Below are 21,427 nucleotides of genomic sequence, written 5' to 3'. Positions count from 1 at the left end.
GGAGATTATTTTGAAAGTATTACAGATCAATACCATCTGCGGCAGCGGAAGTGTGGGGCGGATTACGGTGGACATCGTACACGCCCTGGAAGCCCGGGGTGACGAGGGAATGGTGGCCTTTGGCCGCCGGACCGGGCCGGAGGGCGTGCCGACTTATAAGTTCGGCACAAATCTGGACATGGGGCTTCATGTGCTCTGTACCTTTTTTCGGGGAGAACACGGCTTCGCTTCGAAGAAGCAGACGGGCAGACTGATAGAGAAGATAGAGGAATACAACCCGGATATCATTCATCTCCACAATATCCACGGGTTTTATCTGGACGTGGAGCAGCTGTTCCGATATCTCAGGACAGCCGGAAAGCCGGTGGTCTGGACCCTCCACGACTGTTGGAGTTTCACGGGACACTGCGCCCATTTCGATTACATCGGCTGTATGAAATGGAAGACGGGCTGCGGGAACTGCCCCCAGTACCGGAGCGTCTATCCCTATGCTTTATTTAAGGACAATACAGCCTCCAATTACCGGAGAAAAAAGGCAGCCTTTACGGGCGTGCCCTCTCTGACCGTGGTGACGCCCTCACGGTGGCTGGCCGGTTACGCGCGCCAGTCCTACCTGGGAGAGTATCCGGTGCAGGTGATTCCCAACGGGATCGCCCTGGATAAATTTCATCCGGTGGAGAAGGGACTTCGCAAAAAGCTGGGTTTCGAGGGGAAATTCATTCTTCTGGGCGTAGCCAGTATGTGGGAGGAACGAAAGGGGTACGCCTACTTTGAGCAGCTGGCAGATCGGCTTCCCGACGATTATCAGATTATTTTAATCGGTTTGTCGAAGCAGAAGATGAAAAAGCTCCACCCGAAGATCCACGGCGTTATGCGAACCAACAGCATGGAGGAGCTGGCGGAGTATTATTCCATGGCGGACGCCTACGTGAATACGACCCTGGAGGATACCTTCCCCACCACGAACCTGGAGGCCCTGGCCTGCGGCACCCCGGTAATTACCTTTGCCACCGGCGGCAGCGTGGAGTCGGTGGACGAGACCTGCGGCAAAGTGGTTCCCAAAGGCGATATCGACGCGCTGGAGGCGGCGGTGAAGGCCATGCGGGCGGAGCCGGATAAGCGGACCGCCTGTCTTACCAAAGCGTCCCATTATGATAAAAACGAGCGTTTTCAGGATTATCTGAGACTGTACGCGAAGCTGTTACACAAGGAGTAAATTTATGGAAAATCCAAAGGTTTCGATCATCACGACAACCTATAACGATAAAGAGAATCTGAAGAAAATCATTGCCCAGGTGAAGAACCAGGACTATGAGAATATCGAGTACGTCATTGTGGACGGCGGTTCCACGGACGGAACCCTGGAGGTCATTGCGGAGGCGGCGGAGTATTTCGGCGACCGGCTGAAATGGATTTCCGAGAAGGATAAGGGCATCTACGACGCCATCAACAAGGGAATCCGCCTGTCCACCGGCGATATCCTGGGCTGCTGCTTCGACCAGTACGCGGGTCCGGACGTCATCAGCAAGATGGTGACGATCATGGAAAAAGAGGGTACAGACGGCGTACACGGCGATCTCTATTATATGGAGGGGGACAAGGTAGTGCGCTACTGGCACCAGGGCCAGGGCAATATCCGCTTTGGCTGGATGCCGGGCCATCCGACCCTGTACCTGCGGAAAAGCGTCTATGATAAATATGGCCTTTATAAGACGGATTACCGGATTTCGGCGGATTATGAGTTTATGATCCGGATTCTGAAGGACGATAAGGTGAAGCTTTCCTACCTGCCGGAGGTGCTGATCTACATGTCCCACGGTGGCACCAGCACCAACAGCCTGGGGGCTTATCTGGCCGGGATGAAAGAGGGACACCGGGCGCTTCGGGAGAATGGGGTGCGGTTCGCATGGTTTACGGACTTGTGCAGAACTTTAAGAGTGCTTGCACAATTCGCTCAAAAGGGTTAAAATATGGCGTAACACTAAGGCATGCGAAAGTGCAAACATAAGCAGACGTGCCGTGCTTGCACGTAAGCGGCTGTTTATGTTTGCGCTTTCATAGGGCGTAGCCCGGTAGCGAGATGAAGCGAAGCGGCAGGGTGAGCTCGAAGAGCGAGAGAGTGCCCTGGGGCAAATCGAGCGCATGCCTGGCCGATATAGAAAAGGAGACACACAGATGAAATGTCTGGTTATCATCCCCGCCTACAACGAAGAAGAAAACATCGTGCGCGTGGTGGAAAACCTGAAAAATAATTACCCGATGTACGACTACGTCGTCATCAACGACGGTTCCGCAGACAGCACTGCGAAAATCTGTCGGAAGTATGGCTACGAGCTGGTGGATCTGCCGGTAAACTTAGGCCTGGCCGGAGCCTTCCAGACGGGCCTCAAATACGCCTATCGGAAGGGTTACGATTACGCCATCCAGTTCGACGCGGACGGACAGCACCGTCCCGAGTTCATTGCCCCCATGCTGGACAAGATTCAGGAGGGCTACGATATCGTCATCGCTTCCCGGTTCGTGACCGAGAAGAAGCCCCATTCCCTTCGGATGCTGGGCAGCAACCTGATTTCCGCGGCCATGAAGTTGACCACGGGCCACAGGGTCAAGGATCCTACCTCGGGCATGCGCCTGTTCAATAAGAAAATGATCGCGGAGTTCGCCCTGAACATGAACTACGGACCGGAGCCGGACACCATTTCCTATCTGCTGAAGCAGGGGGCCACCATCGCCGAGGTTCAGGCGAAGATGGATGAACGGATCGCCGGCGAGAGCTATCTGAACATGACCAAATCCATGATGTACATGCTCCGGATGCTGCTGTCCATCCTGTTTATTCAGAACTTCCGGAAGCGCAGGGAGGTGAAGGTTTCATGACACCGGTATTTCGAATCATCCTGATTGTAGTGTCGATTTTGAGCACCTGGTATATCCTGAAGAAAATCCGCCAGTCCAAGCTGCAGATTGAATATGCGATTTTCTGGATCATTTTTTCCGGGGTGCTGGTAATCATCAGCCTGTTCCCGTGGCTGGTGAGCCTGTTTACCAGACTGCTGGGCATGCAGCTGCCGGTAAACTTTGTGTTCATGGTGTTCATCTTCATCCTTCTGGTGAAGCTCTTTATGATGACCATTGAACTGTCTACACTGGAAAATAAAGTAAAAGACCTGACCCAGGAGCTGGCCCTGGCGGAAAAAGAACGCCGGGATGAGCTTCTCATCCAGAAAGAGAAAAAAGAAAGCGAATCTTAAGTATAGAAAAGGAGAAATCAAATGAAAAAGATTATTGTGACAGGATGCAACGGACAGCTGGGCCGTGCAGTCAATCAGCAGTATGCAGACAGCACCGAGTATGAACTGGTGAACACCGACGTGGCAGAGCTGGACATCACCAGGGTGGATAAGGTGCTGGAGCTGGCCAGAGAGGTAAAGCCCTACGCCATCATCAACTGCGCGGCTTACACCAACGTAGATAAGTGTGAGGTGGAGCAGGATCTGGCTTATAAGATCAATGCCATCGGAGCCCGCAACCTGGCCATCGCAGCCGCAGATACCGGCGCGAAGCTCATGCACATTTCCACAGACTATGTATTCCCGGGCGATGTGTCCGCCCATCCGCTGACCGAGTTTGATCCGGTAAGCCCCAGGAGTATGTACGGCGCCACCAAGCTGGCAGGCGAGAACTTTGTGCGTGATTTCGCAAATCAGTACTTCATTATTCGTACCGCATGGCTGTACGGCGACGGCCATAACTTCGCCAAGACCATGCTGAAGCTGGCGGAGAATAACGATAAGATCGGCGTCGTGATGGATCAGGTGGGAACACCCACCAGCGCGGTAGAGCTGGCCAAGGCCATCAAGTACCTGCTTCCGACGGACAACTACGGCCTGTTCCACGGCACCTGCGAGGGCGACACCAACTGGGCAGAGTTCGCCGCTACCGTCCTTCGTCTGGCGGGCAGCAAAACCGAGATCGAGCCGATTACTTCCGAGGAGTACAAGCGCCGTTTCCCGAATTCCGCAGACAGACCGGCCTACTCCATTCTGGAGAACTATATGCTGAAGCTGACTACAGATTTCTCCTTCGCTTCCTGGCAGGACGCCATCGAAGTGTATATGAAAGAGCTGCTGGCGAAATAATTTACCTAAGAGAAGGAGAGAGATCCGATGACAGGAAATGATATTTTGTATCTGGTAATTCCCTGCTACAATGAGGAGGCCGTGCTGCACGAGACCGCGAAGCAGCTTCTGGAGAAGATGAATTCCATGTTCGACCGGGGCATGATTTCCCGGGAGAGCAAAATCATGTTTGTAAATGACGGCTCCAGGGACAGGACCTGGGAGATCATCAAAGAGTTACACGAGTCTAACCCCATCTATTCCGGCGTCAAGCTGTCCCGGAATAAGGGCCATCAGAACGCGCTGCTGGCTGGGCTTATGACGGCAAAAGAGAAAGCGGATATGGCTATTTCTCTGGACGCCGATCTGCAGGATGACGTGGATGTCATCGACCAGATGGTGGAGAAATACTACGAAGGAAATGATGTGGTATACGGCGTCCGAAGCGCCCGGGATACCGACACCTTCTTTAAAAAATTCACAGCCGAGGGCTTCTACAAGATCATGCAGGCCATGGGCGTGGAAATCGTGTTCAACCATGCGGATTACCGTCTCATGAGCAAGCGTGCCCTGGAGGGACTGTCTGAATTCCGCGAGGTGAATCTGTTCCTGCGCGGTATCGTACCCCTCATCGGCTACAAGTCCGATATCGTCACTTACGAGCGCCATGAGCGTTTCGCGGGCGAGTCCAAGTATCCGCTGAAGAAGATGCTGGCCTTTGCCACCGACGGCATCACATCCTTCAGCATCAAGCCGATCCGTATGATCACCACCTGCGGTTTCCTGATTTTCGCTATCAGCATTCTGATGCTGCTGTATTTCCTGGTGGTACATTTCATGGGCAGAACCGTACACGGCTGGACCAGCACCATCGTGTCTATCTGGGCCATCGGCGGACTGCAGCTTCTGGCCATCGGTATTGTGGGTGAATATATTGGAAAAATTTACCTGGAAACCAAGGCGCGTCCCAAGTATATCATTGAGACCGTACTGGATAAATAAGTAGGAGAGTTTTATGAACAGCTTTTTGAAAAAGCAGGGGCTGACCAGGCTTGATTTGTTTTATCTGGCGGCCCTGACGCTGATTGGCCTGAGTATCCGTGTGATCCTGCGTGTGGTCATCACGGACGACTGGCTGATGTACTGGGATCCGTGGATTTCGGATATTAAGGAGATGGGCTTTTCCTATCTGGCTACGGATCGCTATGACTATACACCGACCTTTATCTATATCCTCTGGGTCATCAGCAAGCTGCCCATCAATCCCATGACCGCCTACAAGGGATTGCACTGCATCCTGGACTTCGTGGCGGCAGCGATTTTGGGCAAAATGATATACAAGGTCACCGGAAGCAGGCGCAAGGGCGTCCTGTCCTACGGCCTGTTCCTGATTGTGCCCACCATCTGGGCCAACAGCGCGCTCTGGGCCCAGTGCGACATCATCTTCATGACCTTTTTACTGCTGTGCTTTTATTACCTGTTTGCGGATCGGCCCTGCAGGGCCATGTTCTTCTACGGGATGGCCTTTGTGTTCAAGCTCCAGTCCCTGTTTATTTTCCCGTTCCTGGTGATTCTGTGGGTGAATAAAAAGGTGGATCTGAAGCATTTCCTGTGGATTCCGGCGCTGTATTTCCTGAGCATCGTGCCCGCCTGGATCGCGGGACGGCCTCTGATGGAGCTCATCAACATTTACATGGCCCAGGGCGCCCAGGACGTGTGGTCCCTGTCCATCAAATGGCCGAACATCTATCAGATCATCGGAAATCAGTTCTTCCTGCTGGAATATGCTTCCGCGGGTACCTGGCTGATCCTCGGCATCCTGATGATCATCATGTTCGCCATGGCTCAGAAGCGCTATCGGATCACCAATGAATTTATCGTGCAGATGGCGCTGTTTTTCGCGATTCTGACGCCCTGGTTCCTGCCCCATATGCATGAGCGGTACGGCTGCGTGGCGGATATTCTGGCGATTATCTATGCGATGATGAACAGGAAGAAGTTTTATTTCCCGCTGGTGCAGATTCTGGTGTCCTTCAATTCCTACATGGCCTACTTAAGCCATCTGGGGGCCGATGAGCCGACCATTTACTACGGTGTGTGGGCCTTCGTGGAGCTGGGGCTGCTGATCCTGGTGGGCCTGGATATCTGGCATTATATGCAGAACCCGGAGAATCAGCTGCCCATGGAAAATGAGGCCGTGAAGAAGAAGGAGGCTGCGTGATGGATGATTTCCTGAGAAATTTTATTTCCAGAAAATGGAATCTCAAAGGCCTGACCTTTACCTTTCTGGATGTGCTGCTGTCCGTGTGCATCACCGGCACCGGACTGGCGCTGCGTTCCACAGTGATGGAATATACGCCGACCAATACCTGGAAGCTCTGCGCGATTCTGCTGGAGTTCGCATTGGCGATCTTGTGCGGCGCGATTGTACACAGCTATACGGGAAGCCGCCTGCGGGCCTTCCTGACTTATGCGGTTCTGGCGATTTATCCCACGGTGGTGGCCAACGGCTCCCTGTGGAATATCAACTGTATCTACTATGTGATTCTGTTTTTCCTGGGGCTCTATCTCTACAGCCGGGGAAATGCGCTGTTGGGGACCGGAAGTATCCTGGCGGGCCTCCTGATCGCGGTATTCCGCATGCGTTCCTGGTGGATGACGCTTAGTGTGGCTTATCCGGTATCTTTGAACCGCGGCTGGCCGAATTTCTATGAGATCATCGGGAAAACGGCCTTCGTGGAGCTCTACGATAAGGTGTCCCTGCTGATTCTGGCGGGGATGATTCTGACCGGAATCTACTGGTTCGCCGATAAGAAGGTGAAGGTGACGAAGGACATGGTGCTTCGCCTCTTTCTGTTCGCGGCGATTCTGATTCCGTATTTTGCGCCCTATATGCCGACCTGGGCCGGGTATACGGCGGATGTGGCGGCGCTTATCTACTTTATGCGCTGGCCGAAGCGGTTTTATCTGCCGATGCTGCACCTGATTGTGTCCTACAGCGCTTATGCCTGTGCCATCAACGGTGAGACGAAGCTGCCGATGGTGGCGTTCTCAGTACTGCTGCTTGCGATGCTGACGATTGTGGGCGTGGATATCTATCAGGCGGCTGTGAAAGGCGAGTAAAAGGAGAGTACATGGTTTCCAATATCATGCTGACCCTGGTATTTTCAGCTGGCGTAGCGGCGGTCTACTACCTGGTTCCGAGACGGTTCCGGCAGTGGCTGCTGCTTCTGGCGAGTGTCCTATTTTATGTGAGCGCGGGGCCCTGGCTGCTGGCACTGTCCGGCGGAAGCGCCCTCTGGAGCTTTTATACCGGGGTAAAAATCGAACAGGCGGAGACGAAAGAAAAGAAGAAGGTCTGGCTGTGGGCAGGGATTCTGCCGATACTGGGCGTTCTTTTTGTGTATAAATATTTCAATTTTTTTGTGGGGTCCGTGGCGGCCCTGCTTACCATAGCAGGACTTGGCGGTTCCGCGCCGGTGCTGCAGCTGGCCGTTCCCATGGGAATCTCCTATTATACCTTTAAAATGATCAGCTTTCTGGCAGACATTTATCTGGGAAAGCGGGAGGCAGAGCACGGCGTGGACGGCTGCGGCGCTTACCTGACCTATATTCTGTTTTTCCCGCAGATTCTGTCAGGCCCCATTGAGCGATCAGAGCATTTTCTGATGCAGCTGTATGCGGGACCGGTGTATCAGCCGGAGCTTTTTTCTATGGGTCTGCAGCGGATCGTGCTGGGACTGTTTAAGAAAATCGTGATTGCGAACCGGCTGGCGGGGTACGTGGACGCGGTCTACGGAGCGCCGGAGAGCTATCCGGGGCTGGCCTGTGTGATGGCGGCGTTCTTCTACTCCTTCCAGCTATACTGTGATTTTTCCGGATATTCGGATATCGCCATCGGCATGGCGAACGTGCTGGGCATCGACAGCCGGGAGAATTTTGACTGTCCCTATTTTTCACGGGGGATTAAGGAGTTTTGGAGTCGGTGGCACATTTCCCTGTCCAGCTGGCTCAGGGATTATATCTACATCCCGCTGGGCGGTAACCGGGTGAGTAAGGCGCGGCATAAGCTGAACGTACTGGCAACCTTCCTGGTCAGCGGTCTCTGGCACGGGGCGAATTGGAGCTTCGTCATCTGGGGCGGGATTCATGGCCTGTGGAATATGATAAGTACGAAGAAGGCGGAGAATGTCAGCCTGGCCCGCAGGGTGCCTGAGATCCTCGTGACATTTTGCGGCGTGACCCTGGCCTGGGTGTTCTTCCGGGCGGAGAGCTTCGGAAAGGCGCTTAAGTTTCTACGACACGCAGTCACCGGCTTTTCCCTGTCCTATGTGGATATCCAGAATTCCATCCTGCCCTTCACCGGCGATAATACCTGTGCCGCTTATTTTCTGACGGCCTGCGGCTTTCTGCTGCTGCTGTTCCTCTATGAGAGGGGGCAGGTGTATGGGAAGAAGCGCGGGGGCGCGGTGCTGAGCAGCGGGTGGCTGGCCGTAATGCTGGTGAGCGTGGTGCTGTTCGGGGTATTTGGAGCGTCCGGATTCCTGTATGCGAATTTTTAAAAAATTCGAGGAATTGGGATATGAAAGGATCTGTCCACCTTTTTTCTAATGGAAACGTGGATAAATTTCTTTTTTACAGAAACTAATGTGGATAATATTTTAATTAGGACAATTTGTTTATGAAACGAGTTTTGAAAACAATCGTAGTTGCATTTGCCATAGCGCTGGCCCTGATTTTCATAAAAAATGAATATGCCCGCTGTCTCCCGGCCTCCACCTACGGCATGCAGGCGGCCATCCGCAAGGGCAGCACGGATAATCTCTTTATCGGTTCTTCCATGTTCCGGCAGGGCCTGGACATCGATGTGCTGGAGGAAGAGCTGCCCGGCAGCACCTATATCCTGTCCTACAACGGCAACCAGCCTGCATTGATGGCTATGGAGCTTCAATACATGCTGGAACAGGGCCTGGAGATTCAGAACCTTTATATCGATCTGTACCCCTACACAGCGGCAGCCGATCCCTGGATCAGCGATACGAAGATTCTGCTGGACACAGATCTGAAGTTCAAGGCAAAAGCCTGGCGGCTGATAAGCAACAGCACCGGCGCCAGCTTCGGGGACTTCTATGAGTTCTTTGTGACGGCCAATAACGAGCAGCTTCTGACCTATCCGTTGAATAATAAAATTGTGTCCTCCCAGTTCCGGGACGGCGGCAGCCTGCTCCGTCAGCCGGGCAGGACCCGGGAGGAGCTCTACGCCCTGGGTACTTTAGGCAGCCGGGACGGCGTGAACCGCACCCAGGCCGGGGGCTATGGGAAAATCGTGGAGCTGGCGGAAGAATATGGCCTGAATCTCTGGTTCCTGGAGACGCCCAAATACGAGCGGATGTACGCGGATGAAGATTATCAGAAGCTGTATACAGAATCCCTTTCCATCCTGCGGGAGCTGCAAAACGGCTGGACCGGAGACGGAACATTCCAGATTCTCTGCGCGGAGGAGTTGGATTTTGATACCTCTGAGGCAGACTGTTATCAGGATCTGATTCATCTGTCGGCGGAGGGACGGGAGAACTATACAAAACTGCTCTGCGAAACATTCAAAGCGACAGAATAAAAGCTATAAAAGAATGAAAACAAAGTTATGTAAACCAAATGGAATCACCGCGAAGGAACCGCGGAGGCAGAATGGAGGAAGCAGCTTGAAAAAACTGGACTATATCGACGGACTGAAAGGAATCGGCGCGCTGATGGTATTTTTCTGCCATTTTGTCTTCGCCTTTTATTACGCGGCCTACAGCCTGACGGAGGACGCGGTGAATACGGCTTCCGGCATCGAGATTGCCATCGGCAGGACGCCCCTGAATCTGCTATACAGCGGCAATGCTGCGGTCTGCTTATTTCTGGTGTTCAGTGGCTTCGTGCTCTGCCTGTCCTATTTTCGCACCCGGGATAAAAAGCGGCTGAAGGCCGCGGCCTGGAAACGCTATTTCCGGCTGATGCCGATGATTCTCATGGTCAATATGGCGATTTTCATCCTGATGAGCCTGGGGCTTTACCGCAACGACGAGGCGGCCATTCTGACAAAATCTACCGTCTGGTTTGCAGGCTTCAATCAGTTTCAGCCGAATGCTCTGCAGATGCTGGGCGAGAGCCTGGTCGGCTGTTTCCTGTTCGGAAGCAATGATTACAACGGCGTTCTGTGGACCATGCCCTACCTGTTCTCCGGTGCGCTGGTGGTCTATCTGGCAGCTTATCTGGTGGGGGAGAATCCCTTCCGGTATGTGGCCTATGGGGTGATGCTGCTGGTGGCTGTGAAGACGGACGTCTATTTCTCAGGCATTTTCCTGGGCTTTGCGGCGGCGGACTTTTTCTGTACCCGGGAAAAAGGCATGGAGCTGTGGAAACGGTGGTGGGCGCTGCCAATGGGAAGCTTTGTGCTGGGCCTCTACCTGCTGTCCTATCCCTCCATCGGCGCGGACATGAGCGGCACTATTTACGGGGTGCTGCCCCCGGCGTATACGACCATCTATCATCTGGCGGGGGCGGCCCTGCTGCTGGCAGGCGTATTGGGACTGCCGGGACTGCAGCGGTTCTTCGGGGCGAAGCCCTTCCGGTTTCTGGGTAAGATATCCTATTCTCTGTATCTCTTACATTTTCCGGTGATTGCGACCTTTTCCTGCTGGCTGTTCTTAAGCCTCTACGGGAAAATGAGCTACGGGCTGCTGGCATCCTTAAACTTCGTCTGCACCCTTGCGCTTACGCTGGCGCTTTCAGCCCTGAGCCAGAAGTATCTGGAGCCGGTGAGCGGGCGGCTGATACATGGAATTTCGAACTTATTCACAGGGCATAAGAAGGGGTGAGACAGATGGAGAAAAAACGAATCGCATGGCTGGACGCGGCCAAGGCCATCGGCATTCTGGTGGTGCTGCTGGTACATACGGGCCGATCCTTCGGGCTGGTGAGCTACTACGGCGGCATGTTCTATATGCCCATCTTTTTCGTGACGGCGGGTATGACCTTTTCCTATAAGCCGGAAGAGAGCTTCGGAACCTTCGTGAAGAAGAAGGCGAAGCGCCTGCTGGCGCCGTATTTCGGGTACAATCTGTTCCTGTTCGCGTTTTTCTTCCTGCGGGGCCATGCGGACATGCAGACGCTGCTTGGGATCCTCTATTCCCGCAACTGCCTGATGCCCATGGATTCTGCCACCAATGTGCATTTTATGCAGATCCTGAACGCGCCCACCTGGTTTCTGACCTGTATGTTTGTAAGTTATATCCTGTTCTGGCTGCTCATGCGGGCGGCGAAGGGCGATTCCAGAAAGGCCTTTGTGGGAAATGGCGTTTATCTGCTGATCGCCATCGCCCTCCATTACCTGTGCCCGATTTTGCTGCCCTGGAGCATCGACTGCGCGTTTTACGCCGTGTCCTTCCTGATCGTCGGCAAGCTGGCGGCGGTGCAGGACTGGGTTGGGAAGCTTACAAAAAAGCCGCTGTATCTGATTCTGCTGGCCTCGGCCTTTGCACTGGCCTCTCTCTGGAACGGCAGCGTCAATATGTCTGTGGGCGATTATGGACAGAGCATGGCGCTGTATCTCTTCGTGGGAACGGCCGGATCGTTGATTGTGATGGCTCTGTGCAATGCTTTCTATGCGACGAAGCATACGGAATGGCTTCAGAAGCCGCTGGATTTTATCGGTCGGCATACCCTGCCGATTTTGTGCCTGCACTTATTTGTGTATTCCATCATCGGAACGGTGCTTGCGCTGCTTGGTATAACGCTGTAAGATAGAGATAAATGGAGGTAAGAATATGAATTATCACGTAAACGAACATATAAAGAACACCGTCCGGGTATTCCCTATGCAGAACCGCTACGGCCTGCACCGCTACGACATGAACGAGAACCCGGAGGGACTGCCGAAGGAATTCGTGGATTCCGTGCTGCAGGAGATTACGCCGGAATTCCTGGCCATTTACCCGGAGCCGGACAGATTTCTGCATAAATACGCGAAATTCATCGGCGCAGAGTACGAGAATGTCCTGACCACCAACGGTTCCGACATGGCTATCCGCTATCTCCTGGAGACCTTCGGCGAGGTGGACAAGGAGGTCGTGACTGTGGCTCCGTCCTTTGAGATGTACTGGGTCAACTGCTGTATCCTGGGCTACAGGCACGTGCCGGTGGTCTACGAGCCGGATCTGACCATCAAAATCGAGAACATCCTGAACGCGATCAACGACAATACCCGCATCGTGGTACTGCTGAATCCCAACAATCCGGTGGGAAATGTATATACCGAGGAGGAGCTGCAGCGGGTCATTGCCCGGGCGAAAGAGGTGGGCGCGATCGTCATCATCGACGAGGCCTATCACTATTTCTACCCGAATACCTTCCTGAACTATGCACTGGAGGGTGAAAATGTGGTGGTACTCCGTACCTTTTCCAAGCTGTTTTCCATCGCGGCCTGCCGTCTGGGCGTCATCATCAGCAACCCGGAGATCATTCACTACGTGAAGAACGCCCGTCTGACCTTTGACGCCAATTCCATCGCCCTGCTCTTCGCGGAGCGGATTCTGGATCACCCGGAGATGGTGGAGGAGTTGATCCGTATTGAGAACGAGGGCAAGGCCTACACCCTGGAAGAGCTTCAGAAGAAGGGCTACGAGTGCCGCGACTGCCGCGGAAACTTTATTTTCGTAAAGCCTCATCATGACGCGAAGGAGATCACAAAGCGGCTGGAAGAGGAGAAGCAGGTGTTGGTTCACGCTTACGGAAATGAACTTCTGAAGGATGATATCCGTGTGTCTGTGGGTTCAAAGGAAGCCATGCAGATATTCCTGGACGCCTTTTTCGAGGTGGACGCAGACTAAAGCCGCAGGGGGATTTTTATGACGAAAGTAATCACATATGGAACCTATGATTTACTCCATTACGGCCATATTCGTCTGCTGGAGCGGGCCAAGGCGCTGGGCGACTACCTGATCGTGGGCGTAACCGCCGAGGATTTTGACAAGACCCGGGGCAAGATCAACGTGCAGCAGTCCCTGATGGAGCGCATTGAGGGCGTGCGGGCCACCGGACTTGCGGATGAAATCATCATCGAGGAGTATGAGGGTCAGAAGATTGACGATATCCGCCGCTATCATGTGGATATTTTTGCCATTGGTTCCGACTGGCGTGGAAAATTTGATTATCTGAATGAATATTGTAAAGTGGTTTACCTGGATCGGACCGAGGGTGTATCCAGTACGAAGCTTCGATCGGAAAAGCATGCCATCCGCCTGGGACTGGTGGGCGAAACTTCGGATCTCCGCAAGTTCCGGAAGGAGAGCGGCTATGTAAACGGGGCCGTGATTTCCGGCGTCTGCGGCGATGAGGAAAGCGAATTTCAGGATCTGCTGGAACAGTCGGACGCCATGTATATTCTATCCCACCCGGATGTGCATGCCCGGCAGATTAAAGCAGCCCTGGAGGCAGGCCGACATGTGCTCTGCGAGTCGCCCATCGCCCTGTCTGTGCAGGAGTGTGAGGAACTGTTTGCGCTGGCGAAGGAGAAAAAGTGTGTGCTGATGGAGGCTATCAAAACCGCCTATTCCACCGCCTATTACCGCCTGCTTCTGCTGGCCAAGAGCGGCCGTATCGGCAAGGTGGTTTCGGTGGACGCCGCCTGCACCCGTCTGGAGGACGAGGCCAACGTCTACCCGGGCCAGTTTAACCGCAGCTGGGGCAGTCTCTGCGACTGGGGCCCCACGGCGCTGCTCCCGGTATTCCAGCTTCTGGGAACCGACTACGCGGAGAAGCAGATCATCACCCACTATGCGGACGAGGCGAAGGCCTATGACGCATTTTCCAGAGTGAACTTCGTATATAAGGACGCCATGGCCTCCATTCAGGTGGGCAAGGGCATCAAATCCGAGGGCGATCTGGTGGTCTCCGGCACAGAAGGGTACATTTATGTTCCTGCCCCCTGGTGGAAGACCGACTACTTCGAGATCCGCTATGAAAATCCCGCCAACAACAAGCGCTACTTCTACCAGCTGGACGGCGAAGGCATCCGCTACGAGATTGTGGCGTTCCTGAAGTCCATCGAGGACGGCCGGGACAATTCCTATGTGGATCGGCATGTGTCGAAGGCGATTACAGGGATAATGGAAGATTTTTACAGAAAAAAAGATGTGAGAGAAATCTGATTTTATAAAAAGGACCGGAACAGCTGGATTCATGCTGTTCCGGTCTTTTTTACTCTATAGGAAAGACCGCCTCCGGCGCTCTCTTGAACGAAAAAGGCCCGCACGGAGGCGGGCATAAAAACGGGACGGTTGTGAAATTAGAAGATATAAAAACCTTCTGTTCCCCAATCGTCATCATCGTCATCGAATTCATGTAAGAAATAATCCATATCCAGAAGGTCACTCTCGCTCATCTGGCGAATGTCCCTGGGTGTCATTCCTTCCGGTGGATTTTTGATGTATTTATTGCGCAACTCCTCGATATCAGATTTCATGGCGGCATCCTCCTTTAAGAGGATTGTAGCACAGAAGGATGGAAAAGAGAAGCTATCCATAGCCTCTTTTCCTACGAGCTTTGGACATGGCTTTCTCGTACATTTCTTCGAGGGAGACGCGCTTATGGTTGTAGTAAAGTTCAAGGACGGACATAGTAGAGCCGCAGTCAGGACATTTTAAAGGGTCATATCCAAATGAAAGAGAGATAGCCTGATGCCAGCGGTTAAAACTACGATAAATGTGATGCTTTTCGCGAGAAATAGCACGATGAAGTTTTTTGTCAATCTTACGGTGTCTGGCATAAAGACCACCATAGTGGATCATTTTGAAATGCTTTTCCGGTATATGTTGAATTAACCGTTCAATAAAGGTAATGGCGGGAACGGTCTCGACGATATATTTATTATCTTCATGACGGTTGTAGTGAAAGGTAACCAAATCACCGTCATAAGAATCAATGCGGGAAGTCGCGATAACAGGTCTGCCAAGGTAACGACCGATGTAATTAAGAACGGTTTTGGAATCGCAACTGTGGGGCTTGGCATAAACATAGAAACCATTGGGATGATCTTCATAACATTTGGCCTTTACTTTTTTGAATGAGTTTCCAAGCTTATGCTGCATCTCGTTGAGTAGGGCGGTACGGAAAGAATTTCGGAGAAAAGTATAGTTGAAGTGAGAAATATGCCGCCATTGCCCGAAATCGCTGTAACCACCTTCGGAAATGAGACAGTGAATGTGAGGATTCCATTTGAGATCCCTGCCAAAGGTATGAAGAACCATGATGAATCCAGGGACAAAGTTTTGAGACTTGTTAAGCTTGGAGAACATACGCAAAACAACACTGGAAACAGCATGAAAAAGACAATGAAGCAAGAAACGCTCTTCTAAGAAGAAAGGGCGAAGATTCTCATCAATGGTAAAAACACAATGACGGTGAGTAACGTGAATGAGTTTAAAAGCCATGGAAGTAGTACGTTCCATAGAGTACTTATTGCCACAGGTAGAGCAAAAGTGGCTGTGACAGCGGAAAGGGACAAACTTGAGATTGCCGCAATGCTTACAGCCATACATGGCACCGCCGAAGGAGGGGTCGCCACAATGGATCATTTTGTCCACATTTTCAATAATGGAATCACGTGGATGCAATGTATAAAGCATTTCTTCATAATGGTCTGTAAAAATTTCCTGAAGGATGTTCATAAGACTATTATGCAGGAAAAAGCAAAAAAAAGAAACCCCCACCCCTCAAGAATGAGGGGCAGGGGAGTTGAATAGGCGAAGCCTATTTTTAATGCCAATTTTGGCGAGTTTACCAGAGATTTACCAGATTTGGTGGAAAGAAGTTAAACCCTCGAGACGATTTTCGGAAAAACTATTTATAGATGAATTCAATGAGTGCATTATAAAACGGAGATGATTACTATGGATATTTGTGGAATGAGAAGATGTCTGGGAGATACACAGAGCGAGTTTACGGCACAATATCACGGAAAAAGAAAGCGTCCGGAAAACGTTGTGCTTCTGCGGAAAATCAAGTATAATAATAAAAAAGACGGAGGTAGCGGCATTGGGAAAAGAATGGAATGAGATCGGGATAAGCAATGATTTTCTTTTTGGAAAAGTCATGCGGGATCCGGAGCTGTGCAGAGAGCTTCTGGAAGTCATCTTAAATGTTCCGATAGAGCGGGTCGAGTATCCGGAAGAACAAAAGACCATTGATATCGCACAGGATGCCAGGAGTGTCCGGCTGGATGTATATGTGGCAGATGGAAATAATACGGTATATGATATCGAGATGCAGACGGTTCAGGAGGAAGGCTTACCCAAGCGCAGCCGTTACTATCAAGGCATGATTGACCTGGCACTGATAGAAAAAGGGGAGCCCTATACGAAGCTGAATAAGAGCTATGTGATTTTTATCTGCACCTTTGATGCCTTTGGAAAAGGGGAAAGCGTTTACACATTTGAAAATATGTGCAAAGAGGAGGAAGGCTTGTCCCTGGGGGATGAAACCCATAAGATTTTCCTGAATGCAAAGGGAGCAAGCAAAAATGTAAGTCCGAGTCTCCGGGCATTCTTGGAGTATGTGGCAGGAAATAAGAGCGAAGATCCGTTTGTGAAAAAACTGGATGAAGCAGTAGTAAAGGCAAAGAAAAATGAGAAATGGAGGCGTGAGTATATGACGTTATTGATGCGGGACAGAGAAAATGTGGAAAAGGGACGTGCAGAGGGATATGTAGCGAGCATTCGGCTGTGCCGGAAATTCCACATGACGAAAGAGGCTACGCTGGAGGAACTGAAGCATGATTTTTCCCTAAGTGATGCAGAAGCTAGGAAGGTTCTGGAAAAATACTGGAACGACGAAAGAAAATAGAAGTACCACTAAGAAAAAGCATTTATTGTGTATCAGACAGGTATGCAGTAAATGCTTTTTTAGTGAATAAAATAATATTTCGAGAAGGGGATTGCAAATATATTTATGTGGGAAATAAGTGGAGGGGGCATATATTCATGGCTAATTGGTAGCACGATTTTATAAAAACAGGTTAGAATTTGTGAAAATTATATAAAAATAGGAACATAAAATTAGAAGTTTAATACATTGACATACGAAAGCAAACTGTGGTAAGATGCAAATGTAATGAAAAGGTTTTCATGAAGAAAGATACGCCCTGTGCATGGGTTGTATTACCGAAAATACCATGTGATTTTAACTAGAAATGCAGGTCATTTTCCAAATACTAAAACAATAAATGAAAACCTTATCATTAACATCCAATATGTAGGGAGGAAAATAAAATGAAAAAACTCATCGCACTATTATTGGCTACACAGCTTGTATTCTCTTTAACTGCTTGTGGCACAGCACAGACTCCGGCGGAAAGCAATAGCGCCGCAACTGATGATACATCTGCGGATTCTGACGCATCTGCGGATTCTGACGCATCTTCTGGAGAAAAATATGAGTTGGCAGTTCTTGTAAAGGGTCTTGATTCTGATTATTGGCAGCAGTTGATTGTCGGTGCAAAGAATTTCGAATATGAAAATTCTGATAAGGTGACTGTGACGGTTTACGGACCTACATCTGAAGCAGATGTGGCTGAACAAACAGAAATGCTTGACAATATTATTACGAAGCATCCCGATGGTATTGCCGTAGTACCCACTCTGGTGGACAACTGCAATACAGGTATTGAATCTGCTATGCAGGCAGGAATTCCGGTTGTTACTATGGACAACCAGCCGACTACAGATGCTTATATTACCCATTACGCTACAGACAACTATGTAGCAGGACAGCAGTTGGCACAGCGGTTTGTCGATGAACTGAATGCCCGGGGTGTGGAACCAAAAGGTAAGGTCGGACTGATTTCAGCTATGGCCGGTGTACAGACACTGGTAGATAGAGAAGGCGGTTTCAAAGATAAGCTGAAGGAGATTGCGCCGGATATTGAACTTATGGAGCCCCAGTATGTGGACAATGATATTCCGAAATCGCTGAGCGCTGCTGAAACAATTTATACAGGAAACAAAAACGATTTGCTGGGCTTTTTTGCTTCTAACAATGCGACTGGTGATGGTGTGGCGCAGTTCCTTTCCGAGAATCAGCTGGGTGATCAGCTGGTTGCTGTAGCTTTTGATGCAGATCCGGCAGAGGTAGACTCTATCCGCCAGGGCGGCATTGTAGCTATTGCAGTACAAAATCCTTACAAAATGGGTTATACGGCATGTCAGTCTCTGTTAGAGATTCTCAGTGGAGAGAAAACCTATGAAGATTTTGACAAAAAATATGATACTGGTGTAGCTATCATTGATTCCACGAATGTGGATTCGGAGGATATGGCTGGCATCATTGATCCGTTTTCTTTGAAACTGTATGAGTAATAAAGATGAGGGGTGGAGTAACTCTGCCCCTCCTTATATGAGCACAGGGGGTAAAACCAATGGAACGGAGACAACCGCTGGTTAAATTGGTGGATATTAAAAAAGAATTTCCCGGTGTCAAAGCTTTGAAAGGCGTAAGTCTGGAAATTTTGCCCGGTGAAGTGCATGGCTTGGTAGGTGAGAATGGAGCCGGCAAGTCTACGTTGATTAAAATTATGATGGGCGCATATACCGCCACATCAGGGGAAATTTATATCGACGGTGAGCGTCAGCACATTCACAATCCGCAGCAGGCAAAAGCACTGGGATTGGGAGCGGTATATCAGGATGTGACCTTGGCACCGCATTTAACAGTTGCGGAAAACTTTTTCCTGGGCTGTCAGCCGAGAAAAGGCGGACTGGTGGACTGGAAAACCATGTATCGAAGCGTGCAAAAAACGCTTGATGAATTGAATATCCGGGTTAGCGCAAAGGCACAGATTAATGAACTGACCATCGGTCAGCAGGAAATGGTTACGATTGCAAAGGTGGTTTATCAAAATGCAAAAGTTATTGTGTTTGATGAACCGACGGCGCTTCTGGCAAACGAGGAAGTACAGCTTCTTTTTAATATGATTGGCCAATTGCGTGAAAAGGGTTATGGCATTGTCTATATTTCCCATCGTATGGAGGAAATATTTGAGCTGTGCGACCGGGTAACAGTGATTAAAGATGGAACCTATGTTGATACGGTCAAGACCAGTGATGTGTATGAGGATAAGCTGGTTCAGATGATGGTTGGACGTGATGTGGAAGATTTGTACAATCTGCAGCGTCCAGATATGGGCGAGTGTGTGCTGGAAGTCAATGGATTGACTCGTAAGGGAAGTTTCGAGAATATCAGCTTTTCGGTTCATCGCGGCGAGATCTTTGGAATGTTTGGACTTGTAGGAGCCGGACGGACAGAGGTATGCCGAGCTATCTTCGGTGCAGACCCCTATGAGGCGGGTGAGGTTACAATTCTTGGAAAGTCAGTTCATCACCGTCATCCCATGGAGGCTATTGAAAATTCCATCGCTTTTTTAACAGAGGATCGGAAAAAGGAAGGGCTTTGCTTAGGACTGTCAGTGGAAAAAAATGTGAATTTAGCTTCCTATCCCATGATCAGCCGAAGCGGCATTATCAACTTGAAAAAGGAACGCCAGCGTGCAGAAGAGTACCGAAAGGCGTTGGCTATAAAAACACCTTCGATACAGCAGCTGTGTAAGAATCTGTCTGGCGGCAATCAGCAAAAAGTAGTAATTGCCAAATGGCTTTGCCGAGATAGTGATGTTTTCATTTTTGATGAGCCGACGGTAGGTGTAGATGTAGGTGCTAAAGTAGAAATTTATCGTCTGATGGGCGAATTGCTTCAGCAGGGAAAGGCGATCATCTTAGTTTCTTCATATCTGCCAGAGGTTATGGGATTATCGGATCGGATGCTGGTGATGTCAGAAGGAAAATCTATGGGTATTGTGGAAAAAGATCAATATTATACAGAAGATGGTCGGCTTAATGAAGAATATGTTCTGCGGAAAGCTTCAAATTTGTAAAAGGGGGGAACCGATAACGATGGAAAACAAAAAATCTGGATTGCTTGTGCGTCTGCAAAATAAGATCACCCGATCTTATGGTATCGCACTGGTGGTGCTGTTGATATTGATGACTGTGCTTTCTCTTACCACGGGCGGTAATTTTCTTACCTATGAAAACATCTTTAACCTGTCCAGAGCCACGTCTGTGTATGGCATTGTTGCATTAGCCATGACATTTGTGATTATTACAGGAGGTATTGATCTTTCTGTGGGTGCCAATGTTGGCCTTGCTGGTATGTTGGTAACTTTGTTGACGGTACATCGAGGGGTCAATATGTGGCTGGCTATGCTGATTGCTGTGGTGGCATGTGCCTTGGTAGGACTTTTGAATGGAATTCTCATATACGATGGAAAGCTGCCTCCGTTTATTGCCACACTTGGTTCTATGACCATAATCCGCGCTGTTATTTTATTGATTTCAGATTCCCGAAATATTACTGGTCTGCCTGAAGAATTTTTGAAAATATCCAAGATCACAATTGGCTTTACAAAAACCAATAATCTGGGTATGTCTGTGACTTATGGAATCCCGTTTATGACATTGGTTTGGCTGTTGCTGATTTTTGCCTCGGCAGCGATTTTTAAATATACTTATTTTGGACGTAATATTTTTGCAATAGGTTCAAACTGTGATGCTGCCCGCCTTTCGGGTATCTCTGTCAGGAAGACTATTTATGGTGTGTATGTATCTTCTGGCGTACTTTGTGCATTAGGTGGTATTCTGTTGACCTCGCGTCTGGCCAGTGGTATTCCTACCCTGGGTACCGGCTATGAGATGAATGCCATTGCAGCTGCGGTTGTAGGCGGTGCTTCGATGAGTGGCGGCGTGGGATATATTGGTGGTACGGTTGTCGGTGCGATTCTGATTGCAACCATCAGAAATGGCGGTACTTTGTGGAGTCTTAACGGTCAGATTATCGAGATCCTGATTGGTTGTCTGATTATTGCCGCTGTACTCATGGATAAATTGAAGAAGACAAAATAGGTCATGCTGGTAATTATGGAGGGGAGACAGTTTGACTAAATAGTTGTTTTTTTGTTATGAGTGAGTAAAAAAGGAAAGGAAGTTATACCATATGAAATCTACATATTTGAAAGCGCCATTTCAGTTTGAACAGCGGGATATCCCGGTACCGGAGGTCGGTGCCGATGAAGTACTTATCAAGGTTAAAGCCTGTGGCTTCTGCGGTCATGAGATGATCCAGGCTAAATATGCCGCTACAGAATGGACACCTTTCGGACACGAATTTTCCGGAATTGTGGAGAAGATTGGCGAGAATGTGCAGAATGTAAGTGTGGG

Annotated in this window: 21 protein-coding genes; 19 read left to right on the top strand and 2 right to left on the bottom strand. The window is 50.2% G+C overall.

The window, feature by feature from the left end:
* Window positions 1-10: 10 nt before the first annotated feature.
* From OCV63_RS12210 to OCV63_RS12145, 14 genes are all read left to right on the top strand, one after another.
* Window positions 11-1,216: a glycosyltransferase gene (locus tag OCV63_RS12210; RefSeq protein ID WP_158364258.1), complete on the top strand. Its 1,206-nt coding sequence runs from the start codon at window positions 11-13 to the stop codon at window positions 1,214-1,216.
* Between the two features lie 4 nt (window positions 1,217-1,220).
* Window positions 1,221-1,967, top strand: coding sequence for a glycosyltransferase family 2 protein (locus OCV63_RS12205; protein WP_158364256.1), 747 nt, complete (start codon window positions 1,221-1,223; stop codon window positions 1,965-1,967).
* Between the two features lie 208 nt (window positions 1,968-2,175).
* Complete coding sequence (locus OCV63_RS12200) at window positions 2,176-2,877, top strand: glycosyltransferase family 2 protein (protein ID WP_158364254.1); 702 nt, start codon at window positions 2,176-2,178, stop codon at window positions 2,875-2,877.
* On the top strand, window positions 2,874-3,251 hold the full coding sequence (locus tag OCV63_RS12195) for a DUF2304 domain-containing protein (RefSeq protein WP_158364252.1): 378 nt from the start codon (window positions 2,874-2,876) through the stop codon (window positions 3,249-3,251). Before OCV63_RS12200 ends, OCV63_RS12195 begins: the two co-directional genes overlap by 4 nt.
* Window positions 3,252-3,272: 21 nt before the next feature.
* Window positions 3,273-4,139, top strand: a complete 867-nt coding sequence (gene rfbD, locus OCV63_RS12190) for a dTDP-4-dehydrorhamnose reductase (RefSeq protein ID WP_158364250.1) — start codon at window positions 3,273-3,275, stop codon at window positions 4,137-4,139.
* 27 nt (window positions 4,140-4,166) lie between these two features.
* Window positions 4,167-5,120, top strand: coding sequence for a glycosyltransferase family 2 protein (locus OCV63_RS12185; RefSeq protein ID WP_158364248.1), 954 nt, complete (start codon window positions 4,167-4,169; stop codon window positions 5,118-5,120).
* Window positions 5,121-5,133: 13 nt separating this feature from the next.
* Window positions 5,134-6,339, top strand: a complete 1,206-nt coding sequence (locus OCV63_RS12180; protein ID WP_158364246.1) for a hypothetical protein — start codon at window positions 5,134-5,136, stop codon at window positions 6,337-6,339.
* Entirely contained in the window at window positions 6,339-7,241 is a 903-nt protein-coding gene (locus tag OCV63_RS12175) for a hypothetical protein (RefSeq protein ID WP_158364244.1), read from the top strand. The genes OCV63_RS12180 and OCV63_RS12175 overlap by 1 nt, the downstream gene beginning before the upstream one ends.
* 11 nt (window positions 7,242-7,252) lie before the next feature.
* Window positions 7,253-8,680: an MBOAT family O-acyltransferase gene (locus OCV63_RS12170; protein ID WP_158364242.1), complete on the top strand. Its 1,428-nt coding sequence runs from the start codon at window positions 7,253-7,255 to the stop codon at window positions 8,678-8,680.
* 119 nt (window positions 8,681-8,799) lie between these two features.
* Entirely contained in the window at window positions 8,800-9,735 is a 936-nt protein-coding gene (locus OCV63_RS12165; protein WP_158364240.1) for a hypothetical protein, read from the top strand.
* 85 nt (window positions 9,736-9,820) lie between these two features.
* Complete coding sequence (locus OCV63_RS12160) at window positions 9,821-10,981, top strand: acyltransferase family protein (protein ID WP_262670846.1); 1,161 nt, start codon at window positions 9,821-9,823, stop codon at window positions 10,979-10,981.
* 5 nt (window positions 10,982-10,986) lie between these two features.
* Complete coding sequence (locus tag OCV63_RS12155) at window positions 10,987-11,904, top strand: acyltransferase family protein (RefSeq protein ID WP_158364236.1); 918 nt, start codon at window positions 10,987-10,989, stop codon at window positions 11,902-11,904.
* Between the two features lie 25 nt (window positions 11,905-11,929).
* Window positions 11,930-12,991, top strand: a complete 1,062-nt coding sequence (locus OCV63_RS12150) for a pyridoxal phosphate-dependent aminotransferase (protein ID WP_158364234.1) — start codon at window positions 11,930-11,932, stop codon at window positions 12,989-12,991.
* Window positions 12,992-13,009: 18 nt separating this feature from the next.
* A complete protein-coding gene (locus OCV63_RS12145) occupies window positions 13,010-14,311 on the top strand; it encodes a Gfo/Idh/MocA family oxidoreductase (protein ID WP_158364232.1) in 1,302 nt (433 codons plus the stop codon).
* Between the two features lie 137 nt (window positions 14,312-14,448).
* Here OCV63_RS12145 and OCV63_RS12140 read toward each other — a convergent pair whose 3' ends face one another.
* Together OCV63_RS12140 and OCV63_RS12135 are read right to left on the bottom strand one after the other, a co-directional pair.
* Complete coding sequence (locus tag OCV63_RS12140) at window positions 14,449-14,625, bottom strand: hypothetical protein (RefSeq protein ID WP_262670845.1); 177 nt, start codon at window positions 14,623-14,625, stop codon at window positions 14,449-14,451.
* Between the two features lie 52 nt (window positions 14,626-14,677).
* Window positions 14,678-15,829, bottom strand: a complete 1,152-nt coding sequence (locus OCV63_RS12135; RefSeq protein WP_158364230.1) for an IS91 family transposase — start codon at window positions 15,827-15,829, stop codon at window positions 14,678-14,680.
* 367 nt (window positions 15,830-16,196) lie between these two features.
* Between OCV63_RS12135 and OCV63_RS12130 the strand changes: the two genes are divergently transcribed.
* From OCV63_RS12130 to OCV63_RS12110, 5 genes are all read left to right on the top strand, one after another.
* Entirely contained in the window at window positions 16,197-17,003 is an 807-nt protein-coding gene (locus OCV63_RS12130; RefSeq protein ID WP_262670844.1) for an Rpn family recombination-promoting nuclease/putative transposase, read from the top strand.
* 425 nt (window positions 17,004-17,428) lie between these two features.
* Window positions 17,429-18,514: an ABC transporter substrate-binding protein gene (locus OCV63_RS12125; RefSeq protein WP_158364228.1), complete on the top strand. Its 1,086-nt coding sequence runs from the start codon at window positions 17,429-17,431 to the stop codon at window positions 18,512-18,514.
* Between the two features lie 59 nt (window positions 18,515-18,573).
* A complete protein-coding gene (locus OCV63_RS12120) occupies window positions 18,574-20,085 on the top strand; it encodes a sugar ABC transporter ATP-binding protein (RefSeq protein WP_158364227.1) in 1,512 nt (503 codons plus the stop codon).
* Between the two features lie 19 nt (window positions 20,086-20,104).
* Complete coding sequence (locus OCV63_RS12115) at window positions 20,105-21,112, top strand: ABC transporter permease (RefSeq protein ID WP_262670843.1); 1,008 nt, start codon at window positions 20,105-20,107, stop codon at window positions 21,110-21,112.
* A 91-nt stretch (window positions 21,113-21,203) separates the two neighbouring features.
* Window positions 21,204-21,427, top strand: a 224-nt coding sequence (locus tag OCV63_RS12110; protein WP_158364223.1) for an alcohol dehydrogenase catalytic domain-containing protein, incomplete at its 3' end; no start/stop codon positions are given.

It is taken from the genome of Laedolimicola ammoniilytica, from assembly GCF_025567165.1.
GTDB classification, from domain to species: domain Bacteria; phylum Bacillota; class Clostridia; order Lachnospirales; family Lachnospiraceae; genus Laedolimicola; species Laedolimicola ammoniilytica.
This window is presented reverse-complemented; position numbering and strand designations above follow the sequence as displayed.

Coding starts and splice junctions, on each gene's coding strand:
- OCV63_RS12135 (WP_158364230.1), bottom strand. CDS start 15,829: ATGAACATCCTTCAGGAAATTTTTACAGACCATTATGAAGAAATGCTT.
- OCV63_RS12175 (WP_158364244.1), top strand. CDS start 6,339: ATGGATGATTTCCTGAGAAATTTTATTTCCAGAAAATGGAATCTCAAA.
- OCV63_RS12165 (WP_158364240.1), top strand. CDS start 8,800: ATGAAACGAGTTTTGAAAACAATCGTAGTTGCATTTGCCATAGCGCTG.
- OCV63_RS12200 (WP_158364254.1), top strand. CDS start 2,176: ATGAAATGTCTGGTTATCATCCCCGCCTACAACGAAGAAGAAAACATC.
- OCV63_RS12195 (WP_158364252.1), top strand. CDS start 2,874: ATGACACCGGTATTTCGAATCATCCTGATTGTAGTGTCGATTTTGAGC.
- OCV63_RS12155 (WP_158364236.1), top strand. CDS start 10,987: ATGGAGAAAAAACGAATCGCATGGCTGGACGCGGCCAAGGCCATCGGC.
- OCV63_RS12180 (WP_158364246.1), top strand. CDS start 5,134: ATGAACAGCTTTTTGAAAAAGCAGGGGCTGACCAGGCTTGATTTGTTT.
- OCV63_RS12120 (WP_158364227.1), top strand. CDS start 18,574: ATGGAACGGAGACAACCGCTGGTTAAATTGGTGGATATTAAAAAAGAA.
- OCV63_RS12170 (WP_158364242.1), top strand. CDS start 7,253: ATGGTTTCCAATATCATGCTGACCCTGGTATTTTCAGCTGGCGTAGCG.
- OCV63_RS12150 (WP_158364234.1), top strand. CDS start 11,930: ATGAATTATCACGTAAACGAACATATAAAGAACACCGTCCGGGTATTC.
- OCV63_RS12205 (WP_158364256.1), top strand. CDS start 1,221: ATGGAAAATCCAAAGGTTTCGATCATCACGACAACCTATAACGATAAA.
- OCV63_RS12140 (WP_262670845.1), bottom strand. CDS start 14,625: ATGAAATCTGATATCGAGGAGTTGCGCAATAAATACATCAAAAATCCA.
- OCV63_RS12145 (WP_158364232.1), top strand. CDS start 13,010: ATGACGAAAGTAATCACATATGGAACCTATGATTTACTCCATTACGGC.
- OCV63_RS12125 (WP_158364228.1), top strand. CDS start 17,429: ATGAAAAAACTCATCGCACTATTATTGGCTACACAGCTTGTATTCTCT.
- OCV63_RS12185 (WP_158364248.1), top strand. CDS start 4,167: ATGACAGGAAATGATATTTTGTATCTGGTAATTCCCTGCTACAATGAG.
- rfbD (WP_158364250.1), top strand. CDS start 3,273: ATGAAAAAGATTATTGTGACAGGATGCAACGGACAGCTGGGCCGTGCA.
- OCV63_RS12115 (WP_262670843.1), top strand. CDS start 20,105: ATGGAAAACAAAAAATCTGGATTGCTTGTGCGTCTGCAAAATAAGATC.